This is a genomic window from Termitidicoccus mucosus, assembly GCF_038725785.1.
GTDB lineage: Bacteria > Verrucomicrobiota > Verrucomicrobiia > Opitutales > Opitutaceae > Termitidicoccus > Termitidicoccus mucosus.
Window position 1 is genome coordinate 6,235,439 of sequence record NZ_CP109796.1, and the last position, 24,960, is coordinate 6,260,398.

The following is a 24,960-nucleotide window of genomic DNA, read 5'->3' on the forward strand; positions in this document are numbered from 1 at the left end:
TAACCCTTGCGCATTCCATCCATCCAACAGCACACCACCAACCGCATCAACAACCGCACACCAGCATCCGACCTGACACCATTCGCAGCCACCTCATGAGCAGCCACCTCCCGAACCCTTTCAACACCCTCCAGAGCTTTTCCGCCAACGGCGAGCGGCACCGTTTCTACTCGCTGCCCGCGCTCGAGGCGGCCGGCGTGGGCCGCGTGTCGCGCCTGCCGGTCTCCATCCGGCTCGTGCTCGAATCGCTCCTGCGCAACTGCGACGGCAAACGCGTCGCCGAGCAGGCCGTGCGCGAACTCGCGGGCTGGGGGGCCAGGGCGCCGCGCACGGAGGAGATTCCCTTCGTCGTCGCCCGCATCGTGTTGCAGGATTTCACCGGGGTGCCGCTGCTCGTGGACCTCGCCGCCATGCGCGCCGCGGTGGCGAAGCTGGGCAAGAACCCGAAGATCATCGAGCCGCTCGTGCCGGTCGATCTCGTGGTCGACCACTCCGTGCAGGTCGATGTGGCCGGCTCGCCCGAGGCCTATGCGCGCAACCTCGACATCGAGTTCAGGCGCAACCGCGAACGCTACCAGTTTCTCAAGTGGGGCATGCAGGCGTTCGACACCTTCAAGGTCGTCCCGCCCGGCATCGGCATCGTCCACCAGGTCAACCTCGAATACCTCGCCAAGGGCGTGCTCCCGGACGCCGCGACCGCCGGCTCGCCGGAGGGATGTATTTATTATCCGGATACGCTGGTCGGCACCGACTCGCACACCACCATGATCAACGGCCTCGGCATCGTCGGCTGGGGCGTCGGAGGCATCGAGGCCGAGGCCGGCATGCTCGGCCAGCCCGTGTATTTCCTCACGCCCGACGTGGTCGGCGTGCACCTCACCGGCGCGCTCCGCGAAGGCGTCACCGCCACCGACCTCGCGCTCACCATCACGCAGATGCTCCGCAAGGCCAAGGTCGTCGGCAAGTTTGTCGAGTTCTACGGCCCCGGCGCCGCCGCGCTTCCCGTCGTGGACCGCGCCACCATCGCCAACATGGCGCCCGAATACGGCGCCACGATGGGCTTTTTCCCCGTCGATGCCGAATGCGTGAATTACCTGCGCTCCACTGGCCGCGACGAAAAGCACCTCGCGCTCTACGAGGCCTACTACCGCGCCCAAAACCTCTGGGGCATCCCGCGGCGCGGCGACATCGATTACTCGACCGACCTCTCGCTCGACCTCGCCACCGTCGTTCCCAGTGTCGCCGGCCCGAAACGCCCCCAGGACCGCATCGAGCTTCCGGCGTTGAAGGAAGAATTTGTCAGCGCCTTTTCGCGGCCTGTCGCCGAGGCCGGTTTCGGGAAAAAAGCCGCCGACCTCGCCACCGTGAAAGCCGAGGTCGCGCTCGACCAGTGCCCGTCCTGCGCCGGTGACACGGACACCAACGGCGCCACCGCCAGAATCGGCCACGGCAGCGTGCTCATCGCCGCCATCACGAGCTGCACCAACACCTCCAATCCCTCGGTTCGACCAGCTCGGCTTCAACCTCGTCGGCTACGGCTGCACCACCTGCATCGGCAATTCCGGCCCGCTCGCCGCGCCGGTCGAGGAGGCCGTCGTGAAAAACGACCTTGTCGCCGCCTCCGTCCTTTCCGGCAACCGCAACTTCGAGGCCCGCGTCCACCAGAACATCAAGGCCAACTTCCTCATGTCGCCGCCGCTCGTCGTCGCCTTCGCGCTGGCCGGCCGCGTGGACATCGACATGACCGCCGATCCCATCGCCACCGGCGCCGACGGCCAGCCCGTTTACCTCCGCGACATCTGGCCCACGCTCTCCGAGATCCGCGACCAGATGCAGACCGCGCTGAAGCCCGATGTATTCAAAAAATTATACACTGACTTCGCCGCGCAGAACCCGAAGTGGAACGAAATCCCCGCCACCGCCGGCGACGCCTACGCCTTCGCCGCCGATTCCACCTACATCCAGGAGCCGCCTTTCTTTGAAAATTTCGACCTCGCACCCGGCACCATTCGCGAGATCAAAGGCGCGCGCGCCCTCGGCATTTTCGGCGACTCCGTGACCACGGACCACATCTCGCCCGCCGGCGCGATCAAGAAAACCTCCCCCGCCGGGCAGTATCTCATCGAGCACGGCGTCGCCTTCGAGGATTTCAACAGCTACGGCTCCCGCCGCGGCAACGACCGCGTCATGACCCGCGGCACTTTCGCCAACGTCCGCATCAAGAACCTGATGCTCGGCGGCGAGGAGGGCGGCAACACGCTTTACGTAAGGACCGCGCCGCTCGCCTTCGACGCCGAGGTCCAGAAAGCCCCCATCGTCACGCCGCCCGCCACCGTGCAGGTCGAAAAAATGAGCATCTATGACGCTGCCATGCGCTACCAGCAGGACGGCATCCCGCTCATCGTCATCGCCGGCCAGGAATATGGCACGGGCTCGTCGCGCGACTGGGCCGCCAAGGGCACCAACCTGCTCGGCGTGAGGGTGGTCGTCGCCCAAAGCTTCGAGCGCATCCACCGCAGCAATCTCGTCGGCATGGGCGTCCTGCCGCTCCAGTTCAAGGACGGCACCACCGCCCAGACGCTCAAGCTCGACGGCACCGAAACCTACGACGTGCTGGGACTCGATTCGAACATCAGGCCGCAGCAGGACCTCACGCTCAGGATCATGCGCAAGGACGGCGCCGTGGAGGACGTTTCCGTGCGCTGCCGCATCGACACGCCCATCGAGATCGATTACTACCAGCACGGCGGCATCCTGCCGTATGTCTTGCGCCAAATCGTGAGCAAGAACTGACACCGCGCGCCGCCGTCGTTCCCGTCCGCCCTTCTTTCCTCTTTATTCTTTCTCTTTCCTCTTTCTCCTCATCCCGGGCTTCAGCTCCCGGAAGATTCTGGCGAAAGAGAAAGAATGAAGAGGAAAAGAAAGGCGGGGAATGGGGAACGATGGCGACAATGCCGCGTCTTTCGCATCCGCATTCATGTCCGCCATCAAACCTGTCTTTCTGGTCGATGCCTATTCCGATCCGGTCATCATCCGGATCGAAGGCCGCGCCTCGTTCCAGAACTCCGGCTGCGTGCGCGATTTTTTTGAACAACGCATCAACGAGGGCCACGCCCGTTTCGTGGTGGATTTTCAGCGCTGCGACAGCATGGACAGCACGTTTCTCGGCGTGCTGGCCGGCATCAACGAGGGCCACGCCCGTTTCGTGGTGGATTTTCAGCGCTGCGACAGCATGGACAGCACGTTTCTCGGCGTGCTGGCCGGCGCCGGACTGCGCCTGCGCAGGCTGAATCCGCCCGGCAGCCTCGTCCTCGCGCGCATCGCCCCGCGCAATCTCGAACTCATTCGCAACCTCGGCCTGCATCATCTGGCGACGGTCGATGCCGGCGATTTCCAGATGGGCTTCGGCCAGCCGGCGCAGCCTTTGACCGAACCCGCCCGCAGCGCGCTCACCGATGCCAGGCTGGCGCTGGAGGCGCACGAAAACCTCGTGATGACCGACGAGGCCAACCGCGAGAAATTCCAAGACGTCCTCGCGTTCCTGAAAAACAAGGTCGGCCGCAAATAGACCGCCGCGTTTCCGAAGAAACCACGTTTTGCAGGTGGAGGCCGTCCTCGCCAGCGCCAAAAATCATCGGGGTTGGCATCGCGCGGATTCGCGGCGAATGGCGCGCCTCATTCCTCCATAAAAAACATAATGGCCACCCCTGAAAAGGATGGCCATCATGACCTAACACCAAGCAAACCGTAAGAACTACAAACAAGTATCGTTCCCTGATGAACGATGCTGACTACGGGGAGATAGACGCGACGAATCCAAAAGTGCTCAAAATATTGAATGTATTTTTAATTGATTAGCTATAAATGGATTGAGCATGATTTCGACGATGTTGGAAAAATAAAACAGCGCAAAAAAAGCGCGCTCCAAAAAATTGGAACGCGCTGGCGGGAATTTTGTATGGCCCAAAAAACCCTAAATTATTTCTTGAGGCTGGCGCGAAGGTCGTCGAGCTGCCCGGCGCTGCCGAGGAGCTGGTTGCGGCTGGCGATGAACTTCGCGTATTCCTCGATGTAAACCTTGCCGGGGGCGCGGAAGTCGAAATCGGCGGGCTTGTCGCGGAAAAATTCGCGGTGCACGCGGGTCCACACGAGGCGTCCGTCGGTGTCGATGTTGATCTTGGTCACGCCGAGCTTGGCGGCCGGGAGATACTCTTCCACGTTCACTCCGGCCGAGTCCTTGATCTGGCCGCCGGCGGCGTTGATGCGCTTGACCTCATCCTGCGGGACGGAAGACGAGCCGTGCATGACGAGCGGGAAACCGGGCAGGCGGGCCTTGATCTTCTCCAGCACATCGAAATGGAGCGATTGCTTGCCCTTGAACTTGAAGGCGCCGTGCGAGGTACCGATGGCGCAGGCGAGGGAATCGCAGCCGGTCTTCTTGACGAAATCCTCGGCTTCCTTCGGGTCGGTAAGGGTGGCGTGGCCATCCTCGACTTTCACGTCTTCCTCGACACCGCCGAGCTGGCCGAGTTCGGCCTCGACGGAGATGCCCTTGGCATGCGCGGCCTCAACGACGCGCTTGGTGATCGCGACATTCTTGTCGAAGGGATCGTGCGAGGCGTCGATCATGACGGAGCTGTAGAAACCGGAGTTGATGCAGTCGTAGCAGGTTTCCTCGTCACCGTGGTCGAGGTGGACGGCGAAAATGGCCTCGGGGAAGATCGTGTCGGCCGAGCGAATCATGCCTTCAAGCATGAGCTTGTCGGTGTATTTGCGTGCTCCCTTGGAAATCTGGATGATGAAAGGGGCTTTGGAGGCGATGGCTCCCTTGAAGAGGCCCATCGTTTGCTCGGCATTGTTGATATTGTAAGCACCAACGGCGTATTTGCCATAGGCGTGCTTGAAGAGCTGCGCGGTTGTGACGATCATGGTTTATGAGGATAAAGGGAGCGCAGGATACCCTTTGAGGGTTTGGACCGACAAGGTTTTTTCGCGTGCGATGAAAGAAATGGCAAAATCCGCGCAAACAGAAATGGGTGAAAGAAGCGAATAGGGAGACTTTTCTTTGAAATGAATATAGTCTATTTATTTTTAATGCATTGTAATATAATATATTGTGTTATTTTTTCCATTTCTGTTGAGGAACAATGCATTCGTACGCGCGCTGGCAACCCTGTCCTTGCCATGCCTGCGTCTTCTGGGTCATGCTCCGGCATCATGCGCCTGCCTCATTTTGTCGTTCCCGTCATTGCGCTGTTTGGTCTCTGGCTTGCCGGTTGCGCCCCGGCGGACCCTTGGCAATCCCCGTTGTCCACCGCCACGCCGGCTGATTTCGCCAGCGCGACCTCCCGGCTCGCGCGGCAGCTTTCGCGCGAGCAAATGCAGGAGTTCGAGGACTGCGTGGGCGCGTTTCGGACGCGCATCATTCTCGACAAGGCCGCCTCCGGCACCGACGCGGTCCACGCGCTTGCCTGCCGGCAAATCGACGGACTCACGCCCTATCAGGTCCTGTTGCGGGGCTATGAGTTGAGAATCGCCCAATATGCCGGCGACATCGCCGCCCACCAAGGCAAGCTCGACGAGATGACCCGGCGGCATTTCGAACTCGGCCGCTCCGAGTCGTCGTTGAAAACAAGCGTGTATTACACCGACCTGGCGGAACTCATCGTCAAGCTGAACCACAACCTCGAAAAAGCGCGCGAACGCCTAGCCGAACTGCAAAAGACGCCGCCCAAAGCCGCGCATTCCTGAGCAGGGGACGCGCATTTTCCATTCGCCGGTAAACGCGGGTGGGGAAAAAACGCTTTGTTTTCATTCCTTGCGGCCAATCGAGCAGACCATTCCACTCATCTTCCAAAATGTCCGCCACCCAGTCCGAAACCCTCGCATGGCCCGATGCCCTCGCCGACACGCCCTCCATCCGTGTCATCGAGCGGGCGATCACCCGCCGCCGTCTTTCGCACAGCCTGTTGCTCACCGGCGGCGACATCGACACGCTCACGCTGGTCGCCAACGCCATCGCCGATCGCCTCCTGAACACGTCCGCGTCCAGCGCGCGTTTCGCGCCCGCGCGAGCACCTGTCTTTTCGCCGTCATCCACGAATGCGACCGCATGCACGTCGCCGCCGCGAACATCTTCCTCAAGACGCTGGAGGAGCCGCCCGGCGACACCACGCTCCTGCTGCTCACCACGCGTCCCTACGCATTGCTGCCCACCATCCGCAGCCGTTGCCTCACCTTTCGGTTTCCCGTTTCCGGGACGGCGTATGCGCCCGATGGCTGGGCGGCCTGGCTCGCCGATTACACGGCGTGGCTCGCGCGCCTCGCGGAAGGTATCGCCGACAAACGGGCCGCCGCCGACAGCCTCATGGCGGTCTATGGGCTCACTTCCCGCTTCGGCGCGATCCTCGAATTTGCCACGCAGGAGGTCTGGAAAAAACAAAAGACCGAACTTCCTCCCGACATCAAGGAAGACGAGGAGGTGGCGATCGAGACGGGCATCGCCAACGACCTCCGCCTGCGCCTGTTTGTCGAGATCGAACAGGCCACCCGCGCGTTTGCCCTGCCCCGGCTCAACGCCAACGCCCCCGCCACCACCCGCGCGCTCACCGATTCCATCAAGAAACTGGAGCATGCGACCGGGCTCCTGCGCCTGAACCTGAACGAGTCCGCCGCGCTGGAAAACTTCATGCTTGCCTCGCTGCGATACTGGACGCGCCGATGAGCGGCGGCGAAGCCGGGGGCGGTTTAAGTTGAAAGTTTAAGTTTGGGCGGTCCCTGTTCCGCGCGCCTGCCCAAAATCGGGCGGCGGCTTTTGCTGGAGGGCCGAGCTCCTGCGAGGCCGTCGCGGTGATACGCGATGTTTTCCGCGACGGCCTCGCAGGAGCTCGGCCCTCCAAAAGGGTGAATTTCGTTCGGAATTGGTATTAAACTTAGTCTTTCAACTTAAACTGCGGCGGCGGCCTCGCCGCCGCCTTGCAGTTTTTCCAGCGCCTCGCGGGCCGCGGCTTCCTCGGCGGCTTTTTTCGAGGTGCCGCGGCCGGTGCCGAGCGGCTCGCCGTTCAGGCGCACGACGGCCTCGTATTCGCGGGCGTGATCCTGGCCGGAAATGTGCGTGACATCGTAGCGGAGCGCATTGTTGCCATGCCCGGGCTGCACATGCTCCTGCAAGCGACCCTTGGGATTGTCGGCAGGCTGCTCGGCGGCGATGCGGTCGGGCAGCGAGCCGATGAGCCCGAGCACGACGCGGCGCGTGGCGGGCAGGTCACTGTCCAGATAAATCGCGCCGATGAGCGCCTCCATCGCGTCCTCCAGCGAGGAATCGCGATTGCGCCCGCCGCCCTGCTCTTCGCTGATGCCGAGGCGGAGGTGGGCGGAAAGGTCGATTTCGCGCGCGAGGGTGGAGAGAAATTTCCCCTTGGAGAGCAGCGAGCGGCGCTGGCTGAGCGCGCCCTCGCGGTCGCCGGGGAAAACGCGGAAAAGGGTTTCGCTCAGCACGAGTTGCAGGACGGAGTCGCCGAGAAATTCGAGGCGCTGGTTGCTTTCGGCGATGTCGGGGTTGTCCTGCAAATAGGACGGATGCGTGAGCGCGCATTCGAGAAGCGCGGGGTTGCGGAAGGCGTAGGCGAGGCGTTGCTGAAGTGATTCGAGGGACACGGAGAAATACGGAATTAAAATCCCAAATCCCAAAAGGCCAAATCCCAAAAACTCGAAGCACCAAATCTCAAAGGACAGCTCGGCGGGTGTGATACTCCGGCATCATGGCCGGCAAAGGAGACGCGGCAGCGTTCGTAGCGCAGGCATCCTTGCCTGCGCGAACCGGCCGGATTCCAGAGGGAAGCCGGGGACTTCACGAAAAAGTTGCCAGTTGATGGCGGCAACCTGATCGATGAAGTCAAAAGACCGCATTCACCATCGCCGTTCAAGAATCGCAACGGCACGATCTCCTACCGCGTGGCCGGCTGGCTGCTCGGCGAGCGCATCCGCAAAAACTTCAAAACCCGGGAGGCCGCCATCCTTGAACGCGGCACCCTGCAACTCAAGCAGGCGCAGGCCGACTCGGACTTGCGCGTGACTCCACGTTCCTTACTGAGCCCCAGTTGCGCGAGGCCGAGGCCGCGTTTCAAGCTCAGACAGGCTGCGCGCGCTGACGTTCTACCTCGACGTTGGCCTTGAAACCCATCGCGAGCCGAAGTGACCACCTCCCTTGCCGATGCGATCGTCGCTCCGCGGAGCGCACCAAGGAAGTGACCCGAAAGCCATTTGCCAGCGGCAGCTCAATGCCATCCGCATCGAATTGACGCTCTTCGCGAATACTTCCCCGACCGCAGCGTGGGCGAACTGACGACCGAAGAACTCCTAAAATACTCCGCAGGGACGGAGCCGCGGCAAAGACGCAGAACAACCGCCGCGCCACCTTGTCCACGTTTTGGCCTTGAAACCCATCGCGAGCCGAAGTCCGACCACCTCCTTGCCGATGCGATCGTCGCCTCGCGGAGCGCACCAAGGAAGTGACCCGAAAAGCCATTTGCCAGCGGCAGCTCAATGCCATCCGCATCGAATTGACGCTCTTCAAGGAATACTTCCCGACCGCAGCGTGGGCGAACTGACGACCGAAGAACTCCTAAAATACCTCCGCAGGGACGGAGCCGCGGCAAAGACGCAGAACAACCGCCGCGCCACCTTGTCCACGTTTTCAAATACGCCCTCGCCCAAGGCTGGCTGCTGGAAAACCCGGCAAGGCCATTGTCAGCGCACGGGCATAACCGGGGCTCGGCCCCGGCACTGAACGCCGCACAAGCCGCGCAACTCATGGCGCACGTCGAGACCGTCCACGGCGGGCGCTCGTGCCGTATTTCGCGCTATGCCTGTTTGCCGGCATCCCCCGGGGAGATCAAGCTGCCCGCCGCCGATGTGCGGCTTGAAAACAACGCCATCACCATCGAACCAGATGTGTCGAAGGTGAACATGCGCCGTTGACCATCCAGCCCAATCTTGCGGCGTGGCTCCAAGCGTATCCGTTGGACCAATACCTATCATTCCGTCGAAGGACAAAATGAAGAACGTGGCCGGAAAATCACGCACATCCGGCGGCAATTCAAACTCGGGCATGACGTGTTGCGGCACACGTTTATTTCGATGCACGTTGGAAAATTCCGCTCGATGGGCGATGCGGCGTTGCAGGCGGGCAACTCGGAAAAATCATCCGCCGCCATTACCTGAACGTGACCACGCCGCAGGAGGCCGACGCTTTCTTCAAAATTATGCCATCATGCCGGGAGCGGCGCGAAAGGCCGGAAGCGAACGGCGGAGGCGAACGACGCCGGCGTCACCATTGCCGCCGCCGAGCCCGAGCCGGGCCGGCTCGCGGCTAAACGGTGGCGGTGTGGCGCGGTGGCCGCCCCGCCTGTGCCATGCCGTCGTTTTTGCGCCGCGGGGATGTGCACGCGCAGACGCTCCGCTCGCGTGGACGCTGGAATGCAGCATCCGCATTCCTCTCAAGCCGCGCGCATCCGCGCAATCGTCGTAACGAATTTCCCACGTGGGAAATTTCCTCCGAAAATCGCCCGCAAGCCCTGCACCACGCAGGGCTTTTTACTCTCAAACGACCCCATCGCAAAGAAAACGACACGAAACGCATTCCGTGTCGTTTTCTGAACAGCCAATCCTTCAGGTCACCTGACTGGTGGCGATGCCGGCTCTGTTTTGGCTGGACGAGCAGTTGCTCGATAAATGCCTCCGTGGCCGGAAACGTTGTCCGATACGACGCGGGAAAACTGCGCATGCAGCCCAGTTGAAGGCTGGATGTCCTCCAGCATCTCGTGCAGGCAAAACCCGATCACTGTCACGTGATGGCGGGCGAAGTGCAATTCCAGCCGTTCCTGCCTTCGCGGGCGAGACTCAGCGAGTTCAAACCAGACCACCGCAGCATCCATTCCGTTTCCTGCCACGGACAAAGCCGGATCATGGCAACGGGCTCATGCCCGTAATGCCTTTCCATGCAGTAGATGCTTGAACCTCTTGGCCAATAACGCTGCTTTTAAGCTCATATTCGTATTCCTTTTGATGATTAATGTTGTTTTCCATATACGCAGTTTCCTCATGCGGTAATCCTGCCCGATGAAGCACTGCCTCGACACCCTGTTGCCCGCGTCAGACGCGTCATCCCCAGCTTCAAGTCGGCAAGCTCGCCCCGGCCTGCCGGACATGCTCCCGCAACGCCGCCTTGTCGGGCGTACAAGCCCTGCTTTCCCCCGGAGACAGACACATACCATTGATGCGCGTGGGTGGCGGCCTGATTGCCGGCATCCGCCATCAACACCGTATCGACCGTCTTGCCTTGCGAGCCAGGAGGTCACCGCATACCCGCACGAAAAGCCGCTGGGCGGGCTCCATCGTTTTCTCGATTCCCTCGCGTCGCCACGACGGCTCCGTCATCCGCGATGCTTTGCACGGTGACCAGTTCGCCGTTGTTGATGCGGTGGCCCTCGCGCGAGTTGCCGTTGAACTTGACCTGCAAGCGGTCCCCGGGCGACTTCAGGACACGGGCATTGCGGCGATAAAACGCCCGCATAACGGAAGCTCACCCTGCTGGATACGCCGTCCTTTCCAGAATGACGCCATGGTCATCCGTCCCGACCACGGGGCAAATGTCCCCTTGGCAAACCGGCCGTAACCACGAACAAAACACATGGTAGTCGGACTGGTAAAATCGAGGGTCCACTTTCTGGGCCGCATTCAGGTCAACAGGCTGGCAGGTGTCGACGCACTCCGCGACCAATGATGCCTGCTTCAAACAATTTCGCCCTGATTGCCTCATTGGTTTGACGAACCTCCTCCCTTGTTTGGGCGACTACCAGCACCTCTTTTCGCTCAACGGCGGCCAGATATTCCGAGGCAAGCGCATTCCGACAGTCCTCGACGGCGACTTCGCGGATGCAGCCCAGACGATCCAAAGCGTCAAACGACTCCGCGGTTTTCCCTCCGCCGCCAGCTTCACCGCGTTTCTGTAATGACGGATGAATGTGCGTTCCGCCGATGTCCCGGCCCGCGACGGGTCCTGCCTTCGGATCGACCGGAGCACGGCCGGTTTCAGTCCGGCATGGCTTTCAATGGCACGCAGCGCATCGGAAAACGCAACGGCTCGCTGCCGGGTGTCCCCGGACAGGATCAGCCGTCCGCCGTTCGATTGCACGACACAAATCAATTCAGCGAGCTGTTGCGCCCCGACCTGCCTCATCCACCATCACGACCGCGTTTTGAGGCAGTTGCTTTCGCTGCAAAAACGACGCAAGCGTTTCGGCCTCCAGCCCGTCCGCCTGCAAGTCCTGCGCTTGCTGGCGTTGCCAACACGACCGGTCTTTGTGCCGCCGACAGCCCCGTGCCACTTCTTTCAGGGCAAAACTTTTCCCGTTCCGGCACCACCGCGAAACAGGGTGATAAAATCACAACTGCCGAGGATCTTTTTACGGCCATCGCCTGTTCATGCGAAAGCGCCGGAGACGCCTGATAGTTTGATTCAGGGAAACCGCCGCGCCCATCGGCGGCGGCCATCACGACTGCCAGTTCGCAATTAAAAACTTCGCGCACCGTGAGCTTGTCCGTTCCCGGCTCTTTCAGATAACCGCGCTCCGACAGGGCCTGGCGCAACGCATCAAGATCGAAGTCCTGCCCGCGTCCACGCTCCAAGGCGGCGGCCAGCAACTCATGCTCATGGACGACGGAGCGCCGCTCAAAAAGATGCTGCTCGGCCCATTGCATGATGCCGGACAGGGCCGGCTTGACCGCAGGCAAAGGCACTATCGTCGTCAATGCTTTCAGGGCGGCGACTTCTTCACGCTGCATTTCCCCGCACCATCGGGCACGCAACCGCTCCGCATTCGAGTTCTTCAGTTTTCGTCGGCGGTTCCCGTGCGCGATCTGTTCGCGCAGGTCTTTGATATTTTCAGGGGACTCGCCTTCCAGCAACCGCCTGCGCGCCTCCTCGTCAATTTGATGATGCCGCTTGGAAAACCGTTCGATGACGCTGGCGGGGACATGCCTTATCTCGAAGCCCGCCGGGCTGTTGAGGATTTCATAGCCGAGGGAACGCAGCCCTTTGGCCAGTTCATGCCGGTAAAGGTTGGTGGCAAACCGATGCGCCCGATACATGCCCGAAGGCTCCAGCGCCTTCCACCTGTCTTCCACCGGGTCAAAGGTCGCGTTCATGACCACGCAGTGGGTGTGCAGATGCGGATCGAGTTCCCGGCTCGTCTCATGGCGGAAGCACGCGCTGATGATGTTTCCGGTAACCCGTTCGCCGTTTTTACTGGATTTGCGCACCCGCGTTTCCGCACGCTTTTCGAGTTCCGACAGGGCCATTCGGACAGCGTTTTCGTGCAACTCGATAATACGCTCATCCTGATAAAGTGCGACAATGGAAACGCTTTTTGGAGGTGCCATCGTGAAGTCAAAAAAGACGCGCCGGTTGGCCTTGGCCCGACCGCCCTCGCGCCTGACCGAGTTCATGCGCTGCCCCAGTTTCAAGCCGGTTTGCGGATGCAATCCCTCGCACAAGGCGATGAAGGATTTTTCCGTCACGGGGCCATCCAGGCCGAGTTTGTCAGCACCTTGGCCGAACCATTCGCCGAGGACTTTTTGCCCCTCGGAATAATAGTCGCCCTGCCCCAGATGTTCGCGAAAATACTGCCTCGCAGTTTTCAGGTTATATTGGATTTTTGTCTGTATCATGGTCACATTTGCCGACACGGCGGCCATGCACTTATGAAACGAAGCCTCGTTTCTTTTGGTTGAGACACCCTACTCCTTGCGCCCAGGCGCAACGCGGAGTCTTTCATAAGTGAGGCCGCATGCCGGTCGCACTTGCGACCGCGTCAACCGAAGCGCTTTTTCTTCAATCTGTGAAAACGAACACGCGCACCGGACATGGACAAATGCGGGCCGCGCTGCGCTGTTTCGGCCCGCCATTGTCCCGCCGGTAATGACTGCGGCACGGGCATGGGAACACGGTATTTGCTCCAGCTCTTGGGAGCTTCCGCAAGCACCGCGATCCCATGCCGTCCGGGTTGAAAAACTGGCACTCGCCTGTTTGTTATGGGAGGCTATTCAGAAAAACACTTCCGGAGAATTTCGTAGAGAGGCCGGAGGTCCCGGCGGATGGATTCATGCGAGAGTTTGCCACGGGACGGGTGCAAGTCTTGCCGCAGAGCAAGCACCAGCCTGTTTGACAAACTCACATGGCGGGGCAACTGGAGGGCAATGGCGTTTTCGGACTTCCGTTTTGGTTCGGTGGCGATGCCGAGGCGCGCATACGCCTGCCTCAAACTCATGCCAGCAAAGGCGGATGTATCCGCAACCGTGCGGGCAAGTTTCATGTAGCGTTGGGCAGTGCGGACGCTCCCCTTGAAATTGGCCTCCAGCCACAGAAGCCATGAGCCCGCATCCATCTGTTTGCGAACCCGGTGTTTTTCGGCGAGGAGCAATTTGCCCGCCTGCCATGCCGCCGACAAGGCTTCATCGAGCAGTGTCCGCGACTGGCTGGAAATCGCTTCCACGCGGGAGTGCAGCTGGTTGATCTGTTCGGCGGCAGAAATCCTTTCGCATGTGTTCATGCGGTGGATGATATTCCATCATTTCATCGGGAAATAGGGGCTTTCGCTTAGGTGTAATTTGCCCGGGTTTCCGGAGAGGCAAGATGCCGCTCCAAATATAGCCGCTTAGGTATCAAAGGCTCGCGTCCCTCAATTCCGGTCCGTCATCGCCGCCGCCCCATACCGCGTAACGAAACCAACCGTCCCGCGACAGGTTCAACGTTCCGAACGACTCGGGCGACAAATTCAGCCCGCCGACCACCACGATGCGCCGCGCCGGGTTTTTCGGATGGCGCATGACCGCTTGAATGGCGATGCCGTCGCCAAACCATGACCGTTCGCCCCAAGTGATGCCGTCTCCTGTTATCGTCACGCCCAGTCCCCTGTCCAACTCGCGCCAGACCGAGTTCGTCCGTGCGTTGCCGATGAGCACGAGATTGGAGTTCCGCATTTCCTCTGCCGCCAGTTCGCTATCCATGACCATCCGGCATCCGCTGAAATGGGTTTTCCGCCACCCGGCTTGAATCGCCTCCGCGACGGTGGCGTTGGCCGCGTTCTCCTCATCGTTTCCCGTCGACCCGATCACCACCCAAAATTTCTCTGTCAGCACGTCCTGCACCGAGCCCGGCGGACGCGCTCCGCGCCATCCTCCCAGCTAATTCCACGCGCTGCGCGGCCCATTCAATCAAATCCTCCCATGCGCCCAAATGTGCCGACTCCTTCTGGGCGGCGTTTCAAACGCACAGGCGCGCCCGCACGCACGGCCTTGGTTACGAATGCCTTTGATGTTTTCAAATCCCCATGCCCCGGTTCGTTGCCGCCGTCGTTGATGATAAAAACATCGGGAGTTTTTTTTTAGAAAAGCACTCATCCGATCTCCTCTCATAAACCATTCCCGAAATTCCTTTCTTTTCGAAAAAGCGGCCACAAGGTTTCGGGGCATGTTTTGGTCGAGGACAAATTCCGGGTTCAGGACGGCGATCCCGGCAAAACGTCCGGGCCAGCTTGCGCAGGCATCGAAAGCCAGCGGTGCGGCGCTGCACATGCCCATCAAGGTCACGCGATTGCGATCAAATAGATAATTCCGGCCAACCGCTTCCAGCACCTCCGCGAGATGGGCGGATTCCATCGGCAGGCCGGTGGGTCGGTTGTGATAGCCGGACCAAAGCAAAATGACGCCGTGCCTTTCCGCGAGTTTGGCCATTCGGTCCGCCAGATGATGATCGTCCAGAAACGGACTTTCCAAAAAGGGTTTGGCGGCGGAAACGGCGGTGGGAAGAATGACGACAAGCGGCAGAGCGGAAGCGTCCTTTTTATAGCAGGAAGGAACATATATCCGGTAGCATTGTTGGGAATCGTCGATTCTTGATACAAAACCATTCAAATGCAGGCCGGTCACATGGGAAAACGGCTCCTCGCCCCGGCGGACTCGCATCAATGCCTCCTGTGTGATCCATAGCTCATGCACAAACCGGCGCTCCCAACCGCGCCCGCCGCCAATCGGATCGGGATTCTCGCCCTTCCCTGCATTGTTTTTCTCAAATTGGGAGGCAAGGAATCCAAGCCGGGCCTTGAGTGCCGCAAAACCGCCATGCTCCTGCAAACGGAAAGGAAGGGCGTCTATTTCCAAAAGGGCGTCTTGAAGCGCATGCGCCGGGTGTCCGACAAGCAGCCTTTCATAATATTCCTTGCCGTTGACCTCAAGCACCACCTTGTGCAGTCCGCTTTGCGCAGTTGCCTTGTCCCATTGCACCTTGTTGCCCACCAGCCCCCCTGTCCGTTCGCCCGTGATTGAACGGACATGCCCGGTAAATTTGACAGAGAAAGGCGCGCCTCTGGGGGCGGCCGCCACTGGCTCATCAAATGTATAATAAATATTCTTTCTCATGATGGATTTTTCGAGCGAGGATTGCGCCGCAAGCGGCTTGGGCGGTTTTACTCCGGCCGGACAAGTACGCGCAAAATCCCACAAGGTATCCTGCCTTGGTATTTTCACCACGACCAGATTGTCACCCGGTGCAATCGGCACTTTGGTCAAATCCTGTATATGAACAGGGATCGCCTGCCCTTGGGGCGAAAACACGTTTCCGTTCGCAAACACCGGGATACGCCCGTGCTGCCGATCAGCATCCATGCGTTGGTTTTTTTGGTCGATGTTACATTGAACGCGACATAGGCGACCATTCCATCCGTTTCCTTTGATTCCGGTTGGTTGAAAGCATGATTAAAATCAACAAAATGGCGGCGCTCGTTCATGACGAACCACTTTGGATAAATCGTGCCCTCCCCATCCGGCACCCCGATGGCTTTTAATTTCTTGGAAAATTCATCCACGCTGGCGATGCTTTCGCTTAGATTGACGCGCTCCAGATAATCAATCTTGTCAAAATCCTCCCCTTTTTTGATTTGAAAAGGCCCAATGACCAAGTGGTCTTTGATCTCTGCTCCGATAGATTTTGAAACCACCACCGGCAGGCGGACGCCGCTTGGCGCGGGTTCCTTTTCAGACGCGGCATGAGCATGCTGAAACGTCAAGGAAATCGACGCCAGAACAAGACCGAAAACCTGTCTTGAATGCAATGCGGCCCGGCCAATGATTTTTGACCACAGATAGACACGAATCAAAACAGGCATTAACATTTGTTGCTTCATGATATTATTGGATTTTATCCGCATCTATTTGCGTTCATCTGTAGTTAAATCAAGTGGTGTTGGCCTTAATCTTCAAATCACACCGTGGCGCTGTCTAGCGGACGAGCGTTACCCTCCCGTTTTGTAACTCCCATCGCAGGCGCTTCCAGTCTCCGTCCGGTGGCTTCATTTTCATCGTCACCCGGTTTCCGGCGCGAAAATAATCGTATTTGGTATCGTTGATTTTCTCTACACTGAAAGGTTTTCTATAAAAGGAATCGCCTCGTCCATATCCTCTGTTTGCCTTCCACGAAACGTTCATGTCCTTGGCTCCGATTCGCCTTACCCGCTCGACCAAACCGTTTTTGTTGTAAGAAAGCTCGATGATTGCGGTCCCGATCTCCTCGTCGATGATCCGCGCCATCCGCCCCTGCTCGTCCTCGACAAACACATAACGGTTTTCCCCGCAGCGCAGCACCGACGGATTTCCGCTTGCGCTCCATTCCACGGACGCCAGCACCCGGTTTCCGGCGCGAATTTCGGCAATTTTGCCACCGTTGGCCTTGACCGAGAGGAGCTTGTTTTCCGGGTTGCGAATCGCGGCCAAACCGCCGCTTTTATAACCCAGCTCCCAGTTTTCATTCCTCACCCATGCGTCCCCTTCGTCATTCCATCCCGCCAGAGTGTTATTTAACCGGGCAAACTTTGGAAAATGGGCGGGGAATCCGCCCATTCGGATATCCGGCGGATTTTTCGGAACCGCATCCTCCCGGGCATGGACAGCCATTTTGCCTCCACCCGGTGTTTCCCATAAAAATTCGCCGGTCTCGCGCTCCCACACGGAGGTCTCGAAGGGCAGCAAATGAAACCGGCTGCCCGGCGCGACGTAATCTTCCGTTTCTGTCGCGTGGTCAATAAGCACCTCGAAAGAAATCCCCTCCGAAAGCTCGACTGTGCATAGCTTGATGCGCAGAAACAAATCTCCGTCCTGATTCAGATCGCCCAGCGTCAGCTGCGGGCAAAAACGGATTCGCGAGAATAATGCCCGTCGTGAGAACCAGATAAAGGGCAATACCGCTGAAAAACACGGGCGGGACGCCTGTGCGCTTTTTCCGCATGTAAAATCGTTGCGTCACCAAAAAAATCCTTTCGCTTGATTGATGACATCCATGCCGCAAAAACCACCGAGCGAGCCGCTTTCCCGTTGCATGATGCCGGCCCGGGTTTCTTTTCTCCATGCTGCATCTCCGCCCGTGCTGTCATATTTGGGCAACCACACCGTCATTAAAATTTCTTTCGGTGGCATGACAAACCCGCCGCGCGGGTGAATCAAGCCAGCGTTTGGTCCCTAGCGGCGGCAAGCTGGGCAGCCAGCGGACAGCGTTGCCAAATACGGCGATGTCATAATTGCCCATGGGCAGAGTTTCGGGCGGGCGCGCCTTGGGTCAAGAATCACCGCGATACAGCGGACTGGCTGACAGCATCGCCCGCAATTTCTTGCCGTATAATGTGCCGAGTTCGGCCCGGTCGCAGAAAACCAGCAGCTTTTGCGCATCCGCCGAAACCTCTCCGCCGGGCGTTTCTGTTTTTATGAGCCTGATCGCGCCACCTTCCGTCAACCCCGCCCGTAAATCATAATCACCCACGTAAAGCCTGCCCCAGCCCCACAAGCCCGCCAGCGCCAACGCGGCGAAACACGCGTTCCGCTTGCCAGCTTCGCCCAAGGCAGAACGCGTCGGAGGACAAAGGCACGGGTGCACAGCACCACGACATTAAACAGGACAATCCAGTTTACCGTCATGTAATCCTGCGCTGTGCAGGTCAGTCCGCACAGCAGCACCGGCAGCAGTGACACCGCCGCGCAAATTCCGAACGCGGAGACATAACGCGGACAGTCAGATTTGCCTGCTGTTAGGCACAGACGGACTTGGCAGTCCGGGCCACGGCAGACGCCAAACCATACCGACGCCATCACCATAAACCCAAAAAACAACACCAACCCCAACGCCGGCAACCCCCGCTCCACCGCAATCTCAAGATAGCTGTTCAACAATCCCGTGTAGGAATAGTTCAGGCGCTCGGGCTGATACCACTGGCTGAAAAAATGCCCGCTCTCCCCGATGCCGATTCCCGTTAGCGGTTCAATAAAACTCATCGGCCCCGCCGCCCGCCATAATTCGAGGCGGTTGAGGATGGAGGCATCGCCGCCGCCTACCATGTCTCCTATGCGCTTACCCGCCGGAAATATGAAAAGCGAAAGAAGCAGGGCCATCAATCCGGTCACGCACGGCACGGCGGCATACCTGCGTAAAACCAGACCATGGCGACGCGTCAGAAAGAAAATCGCGATGAATAACAATAATCCCGCGAGAATCGGCCCACGCGAACCGGTGAGAGCAAGGCAAACCGCCGCCCCTGCCGCCATGATTGACACAACAACACGCAGTGCACGATGGGAGGAAGAGCAACAGGGCAGGCACAGCCATGCGACCATCGCCGCCATGACCATCCGCATTCTATCGGCGACTCAAAGCACGCCCGCCACCTTTCATTCGAGAAAAATTGATTTATGGAAACCCATGGTTGGAATGTGGTTTGCATATCCCTAGCCATTGTATTATTCCATGCCGATAACCTCGCCCTCGCCGATATCAACGCGGAGACGGTCGTCATAGCATGTCACTTTTTTGAAATCACGGCCTATTCCCGTGATCGCCCCCTCCGCCTTTGCACCATCCTCCGCCACCGGGGCGGCTGTTCGCAGGCGCACATGGTAGGTGGTGGAAAGCGGCATTTCACAGTCAGGAGCATGGCTGAAAGTCCTGCGAATTTCCAAAAGCTCCAGTTCCACGCCCGCCGTGTCGCGCACCCTGATCCCGTCGCGAAAAATCGTTTTATAGTCAACGAGGTCGCCCGTGGACATATCGACCATGTATTCGATTCTCCGTTCCTGCCTGACACCATAGTCCTCGTTTTTTATATAGAACCTGTTGAATTCATAATCAGATCGATGGCGCGTCAGGAATGTATATTTTAATACATTGCCAAGGGCTTCCATATGGCACGAACCGTGTTTAATATTCGCCTCCAGTGCTTTTATCCATTCCTTGCGCTTTTTCTTTTTTCCGTATAACTCGAGCGCACCTTCCGCGATGGCATTTTTTTGCTTCTCAGTGGGCGGCCTGTTGTGAAGAAGAACCATAGCGCGTCTTTCCGCCGGCGGCTTCGCGGCATTATAATGATATATCGTTTTGGCGATTCTGCCGTCCGGGCGGTCGTATGTTTCCTTATAGGTGTATGATTTGCAGGAAAAAGAAAAACGGTCCATCTTGGTCGCAGCCTCAATGAGCGGTTTGAATTCGTCCCGTTCGCTGGCTTTCCCGTCGCGAACGGCGGCGGGTTTGATTGCCACGACGCCGCTCCCCGTCGGCGGCATGAAATTCGGGTCCGCATGCAAACTGGCTTTCCCCAACGCCGGGGGAACAGTGACGGGTGTGATTGCGGCGACATTGGCTCCCATGTGCGGCGAGGTGTGCGCATCCGGCCCCGGCTGTTTTTTCCCCGGCAAAACGCAGCCAGTTGTCGCGGATGCCAAAAACAGCAGACCAGTCAAGGCTCGACACAAAGCCGAAAGAGGCACGATGTTTATTTAACAATCGTCCCCCTAGGCAGGGTTAGCATGCCTCCAATCCGAGGAAGCGAAGTATATGTCAACTTCGGCGGGGTCTCTCCTTTCTTAATAGAGGAAGAATTGTAGTTAGCCACCATTACCGAGAGCCCCCAATAGATATATACATTATCCTCTTTTATTTTTTTATAAATTTTATCATAAAATACTCCGATCGGCAGCCATATTTCAACAGAAGAGCCTGATTTAATAGTATGGGTCATCAATCTTGACCCACCGTTCGGAACGTACTCACTAGCCCAGTCTTTGTTGCTTGAGATCATCGGCGTTTTGTCTGTCGAAAAAAACAATGAAGTATATCCGGGAATCCCTATCGAGGGTTCCCATAGATGATATTCTTTTTCTGAATCATTTACAAAAATAAATTTCATTTGAAGCCCCCCCGCACGAGGCTCAAGCGTCACAGTATATCGGATCGCGGTATCTGGAATACTCCCAGAATTAGCCGATATTGCTTCGGCGTTTAAGGAAATAGAAAATGCCATTCCGATAATGCAGTATAATATTTTATTTGACATTATTTTTATTATTTTAATAATCCATTATTTTTGGAGTCTGCTCCGGGGTCCTTTATTCACTTATATACCATTGAAGCGGTCCCGTGCTAAAAGAATAAATATTAGTTGCCCGGCGCATAATTATAAGTTCCTTGCATAAGCCTGACCTCTGCGAGAGCAGCGTTTAGCATGGCTTCATCAACGGAGGTCAGATCCTCACCATTAAATGATCCATCATTAATGGTTCTTTCTATAAACTCTATCTGTGCCTGATGAGCAAGGTATTCGCTTTCGCTTTTATATCCGTTCGAACTCCCTAATTGTGCCCCCTCGGGCAATGTCAGACCATCGTAATCACCCCCTAATATTGGATTTCTTTGAATCGCCCCATTAATATGATTCTCTTCATGGACGTTAACACTTTCTCGCAATATATTAGCCACAAGGTCGTTGCCTGCTTCCCTCGCGTCTCTCAATTTGCCCCAATTATTTTCAGTGATCATAACCACTAAATGTCCATTCACCACTTGGCACCATCCTACAAGGGAGCTGGTATCCTGTCCCATTGTAAGCCCGACCCCATTAATAGGAAAAAATAATACCGATGTGTTTATTTCATCCCAGTCAACGCAGTTCCAATCGTATTCCAAATCATCCCAAGGATCATAGTCGGGCCATTCAGGAATTTCCGGCCACTCAGGCGGTTCGTAATCACCGCCTGGTGGTCCATCATCCCCGCCGCCGCCAACAGTAATTCCATCCATCACGACAACCTCTGTCTCTGGGATACCATCGTTATCTAAATCCATCATTATGACTTCGTAGGCTCCGAGTCGGCATATAAATGACAGCGTGACTATCAGCGATAGAATGGTAAGCTTGATTTTCATCTGGTTTGATTTTTCGGCATTAATTTCCGGGGATATGAAAGCTCAGTCAGTTACTTATTATGAAAATCAACCGGAATCCTCATCCTGATGGGCGTGGATTGACCATTTTTTTTAGCGGGCGTAAATTTCCACGTTTTCACGGCGTTCACGGCCGCGTCGGCGAACTCGGGGTGCGTGCTCTTGACCACTTGAATGCCCTGCGGCGTGCCGTTTTCGGCCACAACGAACTCGACCACCGCGCTGCCCTTCACGTCAAGCGAGGCGAAGCCGCTCGGGAACTTCGGCTTGGTCATGGAGAGAATTTTCGGCGGCGTAATGCCCTCTGATTTCACCTTTAGTGAATTCGCCGTGACGATGTCGTTCCATTCCGAATAAGTCGCCTTGGTTGCCGTCCTGATCGCTTGATAAACGTCGATGCCTTCGCGGGCGAGGTGCCGCGCATACCGGCTCCTCCAATCCTGACCCGCCGCGCCAAGTTCCAACCATTGCATCGCGGTATCGGGGTTCCTGCCCAGCGCATAAGTCAAGGCCACGAGGAGAGCGGCGTCGTCGCGACCCGCGTCAAACGACTGCTCGGCGTAGTCCCGTATCGCCAGAAGGTTTTTCAGAGAAGGTTCGCCCCCCAGCATCATGAGGCCGAGCGCCTTGGCCGCCGATGCGTTGCCGTCGCGAGCGGCATCCGTCAACAGGCCGACCCTCTCCGAGGCTTGCGCCGGGGTGAGTTGCACGCCAGTGGCACGGGCGTTTTTGAGCATGAGTTGAGCCAGTTCGTATTTCGCCTTGCTGGAGCCGTTCTCGATGGCGAAGCGCAGCCACTCCTCCGCCAGCGCGGGGTCTTGGGCGACCACCTTGCCGTCCTTGTAGAGGCGGGCGACAGTTTGCAGCGCGTCGGCGTTGCCGTCCTTTGCCGCATCCAGTAGCAATGCCAGTCCCTCGTCGCCGCGCCCCGGCACCTCGACGAGGCGAGCGCCTTTCAAAAACTTCGCCTCGCTGCTGCCCGCTTCAATGGCCTTTTCCAAGTAAAACTCCGCCCGCACCTCGTCGGCCTTCACAATTTTCCCCTCCATGTAAGCGCGGGCAAGAGCCGCGTAGGCATCGGTGTAGCCGGCATCGGCAGCCTCTTTGAAAAATCCCATCGCATTTTTGGCGTCCACGCCGTCCACTTTTCCGTCCCGTGCGAGCACGCCCATGCGATACCATGCCTCGGCGCTGCCTAGCGCGGCGGCTTGTCGGTAGAGCGCAAACGCCTTTTGCAGGTCCACCTGTGTTCCGTTCAATCCGAGCTCCAAGGCCCGCGCCCGCTCCAGCAGGCGCAACCCTTCCGTCGTGGACGTTTTCGCCGTTTTTTTCTGTTCCTGCTTTGGGGCAGCCAACCCATTCGTGCCCGACTGCACCTCCCCATCGAGTGCGGACGGCTCTGTTGTCTGGGCTACCGAAGGTTTTAGGGAAAATTGCAATGAAGACGCCGGAGCGGTCCAGTTTGAAGAGAAAAACCGCACCCCGGCGATCACACCGACTGCCGCGAGAGCAAGTCCCCCAATGACAAACCATGTTTTGGGACGTTTATTAGGAATGCGCATGATTGGAAAATTGGGGAGGGGGTGCGGTTCAAATCAAGCAGAGGACACAAGCAAGTATCAAAATTACATATAGTTACCTTCATCTCGTCAATCAGATTTCCCATTTTTTTACAATAATAGGGTTTTGTCTCTGAAATTGATCCCGTCATGTATCCAATTTTAATGACAAGATGGCGGGCCATCCTGACGACACGGCTGATGAAGCGGCGAGCCACCGCAGGGCCGACGCCCGCGAAGGCGCGCCGCGCGCTCGTCCCTCGCTTTGCGTCGCGTCCACGCGGCGGGGCGGCAAAAACCACGCGGCACGTGGAAGCAGACACGGGCGCGTCCTCGCTGCGCTCCGGGCGTCCCGCGACTGCTTTCCGGGCCGGCAGGCAACCGGCAGGCCGCGCGTCTGCCCGATGTCAGGCATGCACCGCAGGCACGCGGGGATTTTATCAGGCGAAAACAGGGTGAAACCCATGCGCCCGATGGTCGTTTGCCAAGGGCGGGAGGCTGCCCCAAACGTATTGCGCGCGGCGGAACCCCCTGAAACGCACCCGGCCATGCCTTGACCTGGCAAGCGGGGAAAGACCACACGTCGCGCCCCGTTGCTGATGATGGCGTGGCGTGCAAGGTCGTGCGCTCCTCCGTCGCGCCTCCACCTTGCACACCACACCCGATCCGCAACTATGGGGCGCGGAGGTGTGCCGGCCGCCGCCGGCAGCAAAAGCATACGGCACACGCCAGCCATGACCCGCACACGCCGACCGGCGGCACGCGACTTGCGGCATTCCACGCATGCGTCGCCAGAACAACCATTCGGGCAGGCGCGCATGGAGGAGAGGAAACACCCCCGCTCGCACCGGTACGGGAAATCCCGGAAATCCGGGCTCGCCAAACCGGGCGGATTCCCCATTATTTAATCCGAATTTAATTTCGTATTCAAATTATGGATACAAGCGAGGCGACACCTTTGCGGAAACCGCATGCCGTTGCCAAAAAGTTGCCAGAAACGGTGTTTTTTGCTTCACTTTTCCTCTCCGACCTGCCACTCTCTTCCTGTTCTAAACCACTAACCATCAAATAAGTCCGCTAATACGAGCGACTTATTCGTGAAGATAACGCAGGCATCCTTGCCTGCCGTCGAAACAGAAAGGCGCGTAGCGCCGCTGGCTGTTTTTCCTGAAAAAATGCCGCGCTTCGCGCGACCTTTTAACGACGGCAGGCAGGATGCCCGCGCTACGAACTCGCGCTGGCGTAGCGGCGCAGGCCGCGGTGGAAGACGAAAACAGCGAGGCCGAACCAAGCGGCGGAGACGGCGACAAGCCAGGCGGCGTCGGCCAGGCGGATGCCGCCGAGCAGCGCGCGTGCGGGGATGTTGGTCACGATGACGACGGGGAGCGCATAAACGAATATGACGTTGGCCAGGCCGCGAAAAACCTCGCGCGGCAGGCGCGAAAATTCGGTGAGCGAGAAGTAGCTGCCCTCGATGCCCTCGGTCTTGATGACCCAGAAGGTGAGCGAGACGGCGAGCACGATGAGGCTGTAGTTGACCGCGAGGCCGCAGGCGAGGAGCAGGATGTAGGCGGCGATGTCGAGGACGCCGGGATGGAGCCCGAGTTTGCCCGCGGAATAGATCACGACGGCGATGGCGACGACGACGTTGGCGAGGCTGTCGAGGTCGAGCTTGCGCGTGGAGACCATGAAGAGCACGTTGCCGGGCTGGGCGAGGAAGAAGTCGAAGTGGCCGGTGCGGATGTTGCGGCCGAACTCGAAGATGTTGCTCCAGAAGAAGCCCATCATGAGGCGCTGGATGATCATCGAGGTGCCGATGAGCAGGAGCATTTCATACTGGCTCCATCCGCCGATGGAGTCGGTGTGCCGGTAGATGACGGCGACCATCGCGACGTTGACGCCCATCCAGAAAAGCTCCACGAGCGTCCACATGAGGAAGTCCATGCGGAACATCATGGCGCGGACGACGGAGTAGCGCGCCGACGCGAGCCAGAGCCGGAGATAGTTTGGCCGGGCGGCGCGGGCCGGCTCGCGGGAATGCTCCGCGCCAGGCGTGATGGGGTTTGTTTTATCGTTCATGCTGCATTT

General features: G+C 58.4%; 23 protein-coding genes and 2 pseudogenes. 7 read left to right on the forward strand and 18 right to left on the reverse strand.

What is annotated here, in order from left to right:
- The first annotated feature begins 95 nt into the window (after positions 1 to 95).
- Together OH491_RS21965 and OH491_RS21970 are read left to right on the forward strand one after the other, a co-directional pair.
- A pseudogene (locus OH491_RS21965) lies at positions 96 to 2,793 on the forward strand (aconitate hydratase).
- Positions 2,794 to 2,977: 184 nt separating this feature from the next.
- Entirely contained in the window at positions 2,978 to 3,568 is a 591-nt protein-coding gene (locus tag OH491_RS21970; RefSeq protein ID WP_342750693.1) for an STAS domain-containing protein, read from the forward strand.
- Between the two features lie 410 nt (positions 3,569 to 3,978).
- On the opposite strand, the gene OH491_RS21975 is transcribed toward OH491_RS21970, so the two are convergent.
- Complete coding sequence (locus OH491_RS21975) at positions 3,979 to 4,929, reverse strand: class II fructose-bisphosphate aldolase (RefSeq protein ID WP_068772411.1); 951 nt, start codon at positions 4,927 to 4,929, stop codon at positions 3,979 to 3,981.
- Positions 4,930 to 5,217: 288 nt separating this feature from the next.
- Between OH491_RS21975 and OH491_RS21980 the strand changes: the two genes are divergently transcribed.
- Both OH491_RS21980 and OH491_RS21985 read left to right on the forward strand, forming a co-directional pair.
- Complete coding sequence (locus tag OH491_RS21980; protein WP_068772410.1) at positions 5,218 to 5,751, forward strand: hypothetical protein; 534 nt, start codon at positions 5,218 to 5,220, stop codon at positions 5,749 to 5,751.
- A gap of 361 nt (positions 5,752 to 6,112) precedes the next feature.
- Positions 6,113 to 6,724, forward strand: coding sequence for a hypothetical protein (locus tag OH491_RS21985; RefSeq protein ID WP_342750694.1), 612 nt, complete (start codon positions 6,113 to 6,115; stop codon positions 6,722 to 6,724).
- A 221-nt stretch (positions 6,725 to 6,945) separates the two neighbouring features.
- Here the strand turns inward: OH491_RS21985 and rnc are convergent, their stop codons facing one another.
- Positions 6,946 to 7,656, reverse strand: coding sequence for a ribonuclease III (rnc, locus tag OH491_RS21990; RefSeq protein ID WP_068772408.1), 711 nt, complete (start codon positions 7,654 to 7,656; stop codon positions 6,946 to 6,948).
- Between the two features lie 204 nt (positions 7,657 to 7,860).
- On the opposite strand from rnc, the gene OH491_RS21995 reads away from it, so the two are divergent.
- Both OH491_RS21995 and OH491_RS22000 read left to right on the forward strand, forming a co-directional pair.
- Positions 7,861 to 8,175, forward strand: coding sequence for a hypothetical protein (locus OH491_RS21995; protein ID WP_342750695.1), 315 nt, complete (start codon positions 7,861 to 7,863; stop codon positions 8,173 to 8,175).
- A gap of 636 nt (positions 8,176 to 8,811) precedes the next feature.
- Positions 8,812 to 8,979: a hypothetical protein gene (locus OH491_RS22000; RefSeq protein ID WP_342750696.1), complete on the forward strand. Its 168-nt coding sequence runs from the start codon at positions 8,812 to 8,814 to the stop codon at positions 8,977 to 8,979.
- A gap of 984 nt (positions 8,980 to 9,963) precedes the next feature.
- On the opposite strand, the gene OH491_RS22005 is transcribed toward OH491_RS22000, so the two are convergent.
- On the reverse strand, positions 9,964 to 10,086 hold the full coding sequence (locus tag OH491_RS22005) for a hypothetical protein (protein ID WP_342750697.1): 123 nt from the start codon (positions 10,084 to 10,086) through the stop codon (positions 9,964 to 9,966).
- Between the two features lie 268 nt (positions 10,087 to 10,354).
- Positions 10,355 to 10,573, reverse strand: coding sequence for a hypothetical protein (locus OH491_RS22010; RefSeq protein ID WP_342750698.1), 219 nt, complete (start codon positions 10,571 to 10,573; stop codon positions 10,355 to 10,357).
- 250 nt (positions 10,574 to 10,823) lie between these two features.
- Here OH491_RS22010 and OH491_RS22015 point away from each other — a divergent pair, with 250 nt between their 5' ends.
- On the forward strand, positions 10,824 to 11,012 hold the full coding sequence (locus OH491_RS22015) for a hypothetical protein (protein ID WP_342750699.1): 189 nt from the start codon (positions 10,824 to 10,826) through the stop codon (positions 11,010 to 11,012).
- Positions 11,013 to 11,044: 32 nt separating this feature from the next.
- Here the strand turns inward: OH491_RS22015 and OH491_RS28255 are convergent.
- The 14 genes and pseudogenes from OH491_RS28255 to OH491_RS22080 form a co-directional block, all read right to left on the reverse strand.
- A pseudogene (locus OH491_RS28255) lies at positions 11,045 to 11,239 on the reverse strand (AAA family ATPase); the annotation flags it as partial.
- Positions 11,236 to 12,756: a MobF family relaxase gene (mobF, locus tag OH491_RS22020; RefSeq protein WP_342750700.1), complete on the reverse strand. Its 1,521-nt coding sequence runs from the start codon at positions 12,754 to 12,756 to the stop codon at positions 11,236 to 11,238. The gene mobF and the pseudogene OH491_RS28255, both read right to left, overlap by 4 nt.
- A 344-nt stretch (positions 12,757 to 13,100) precedes the next feature.
- Positions 13,101 to 13,610 carry a hypothetical protein gene (locus OH491_RS22025; RefSeq protein ID WP_068769021.1) on the reverse strand — a complete coding sequence of 170 codons (510 nt, stop codon included), beginning with the start codon at positions 13,608 to 13,610 and terminating at the stop codon, positions 13,101 to 13,103.
- A 112-nt stretch (positions 13,611 to 13,722) separates the two neighbouring features.
- Positions 13,723 to 14,208, reverse strand: coding sequence for a hypothetical protein (locus OH491_RS22030; protein ID WP_342750701.1), 486 nt, complete (start codon positions 14,206 to 14,208; stop codon positions 13,723 to 13,725).
- Positions 14,209 to 14,274: 66 nt separating this feature from the next.
- Positions 14,275 to 15,723 (reverse strand): hypothetical protein, encoded by a 1,449-nt coding sequence (locus OH491_RS22035; protein WP_342750702.1) that lies wholly within the window; start codon positions 15,721 to 15,723, stop codon positions 14,275 to 14,277.
- On the reverse strand, positions 15,624 to 16,241 hold the full coding sequence (locus tag OH491_RS22040; RefSeq protein WP_342750703.1) for a hypothetical protein: 618 nt from the start codon (positions 16,239 to 16,241) through the stop codon (positions 15,624 to 15,626). Before OH491_RS22040 ends, OH491_RS22035 begins: the two co-directional genes overlap by 100 nt.
- Positions 16,242 to 16,335: 94 nt before the next feature.
- Positions 16,336 to 17,292, reverse strand: coding sequence for a hypothetical protein (locus OH491_RS22045; RefSeq protein ID WP_342750704.1), 957 nt, complete (start codon positions 17,290 to 17,292; stop codon positions 16,336 to 16,338).
- A 60-nt stretch (positions 17,293 to 17,352) separates the two neighbouring features.
- Complete coding sequence (locus OH491_RS22050; RefSeq protein ID WP_342750705.1) at positions 17,353 to 17,526, reverse strand: hypothetical protein; 174 nt, start codon at positions 17,524 to 17,526, stop codon at positions 17,353 to 17,355.
- 309 nt (positions 17,527 to 17,835) lie between these two features.
- Positions 17,836 to 18,723 (reverse strand): O-antigen ligase family protein, encoded by an 888-nt coding sequence (locus OH491_RS22055; RefSeq protein WP_342750706.1) that lies wholly within the window; start codon positions 18,721 to 18,723, stop codon positions 17,836 to 17,838.
- 114 nt (positions 18,724 to 18,837) lie between these two features.
- On the reverse strand, positions 18,838 to 19,860 hold the full coding sequence (locus OH491_RS22060; RefSeq protein WP_342750707.1) for a hypothetical protein: 1,023 nt from the start codon (positions 19,858 to 19,860) through the stop codon (positions 18,838 to 18,840).
- 5 nt (positions 19,861 to 19,865) lie between these two features.
- A complete protein-coding gene (locus OH491_RS22065) occupies positions 19,866 to 20,393 on the reverse strand; it encodes a hypothetical protein (RefSeq protein ID WP_342750708.1) in 528 nt (175 codons plus the stop codon).
- A gap of 134 nt (positions 20,394 to 20,527) precedes the next feature.
- Positions 20,528 to 21,295, reverse strand: coding sequence for a hypothetical protein (locus OH491_RS22070; RefSeq protein ID WP_342750709.1), 768 nt, complete (start codon positions 21,293 to 21,295; stop codon positions 20,528 to 20,530).
- Between the two features lie 50 nt (positions 21,296 to 21,345).
- Positions 21,346 to 22,668 (reverse strand): TonB family protein, encoded by a 1,323-nt coding sequence (locus OH491_RS22075; RefSeq protein WP_068769019.1) that lies wholly within the window; start codon positions 22,666 to 22,668, stop codon positions 21,346 to 21,348.
- Between the two features lie 1,428 nt (positions 22,669 to 24,096).
- The gene (locus OH491_RS22080) at positions 24,097 to 24,951 is read right to left on the reverse strand and encodes an ABC-2 family transporter protein (protein ID WP_084441864.1); all 855 of its coding nucleotides are present in this window, start codon (positions 24,949 to 24,951) and stop codon (positions 24,097 to 24,099) included.
- Positions 24,952 to 24,960 lie beyond the last annotated feature (9 nt).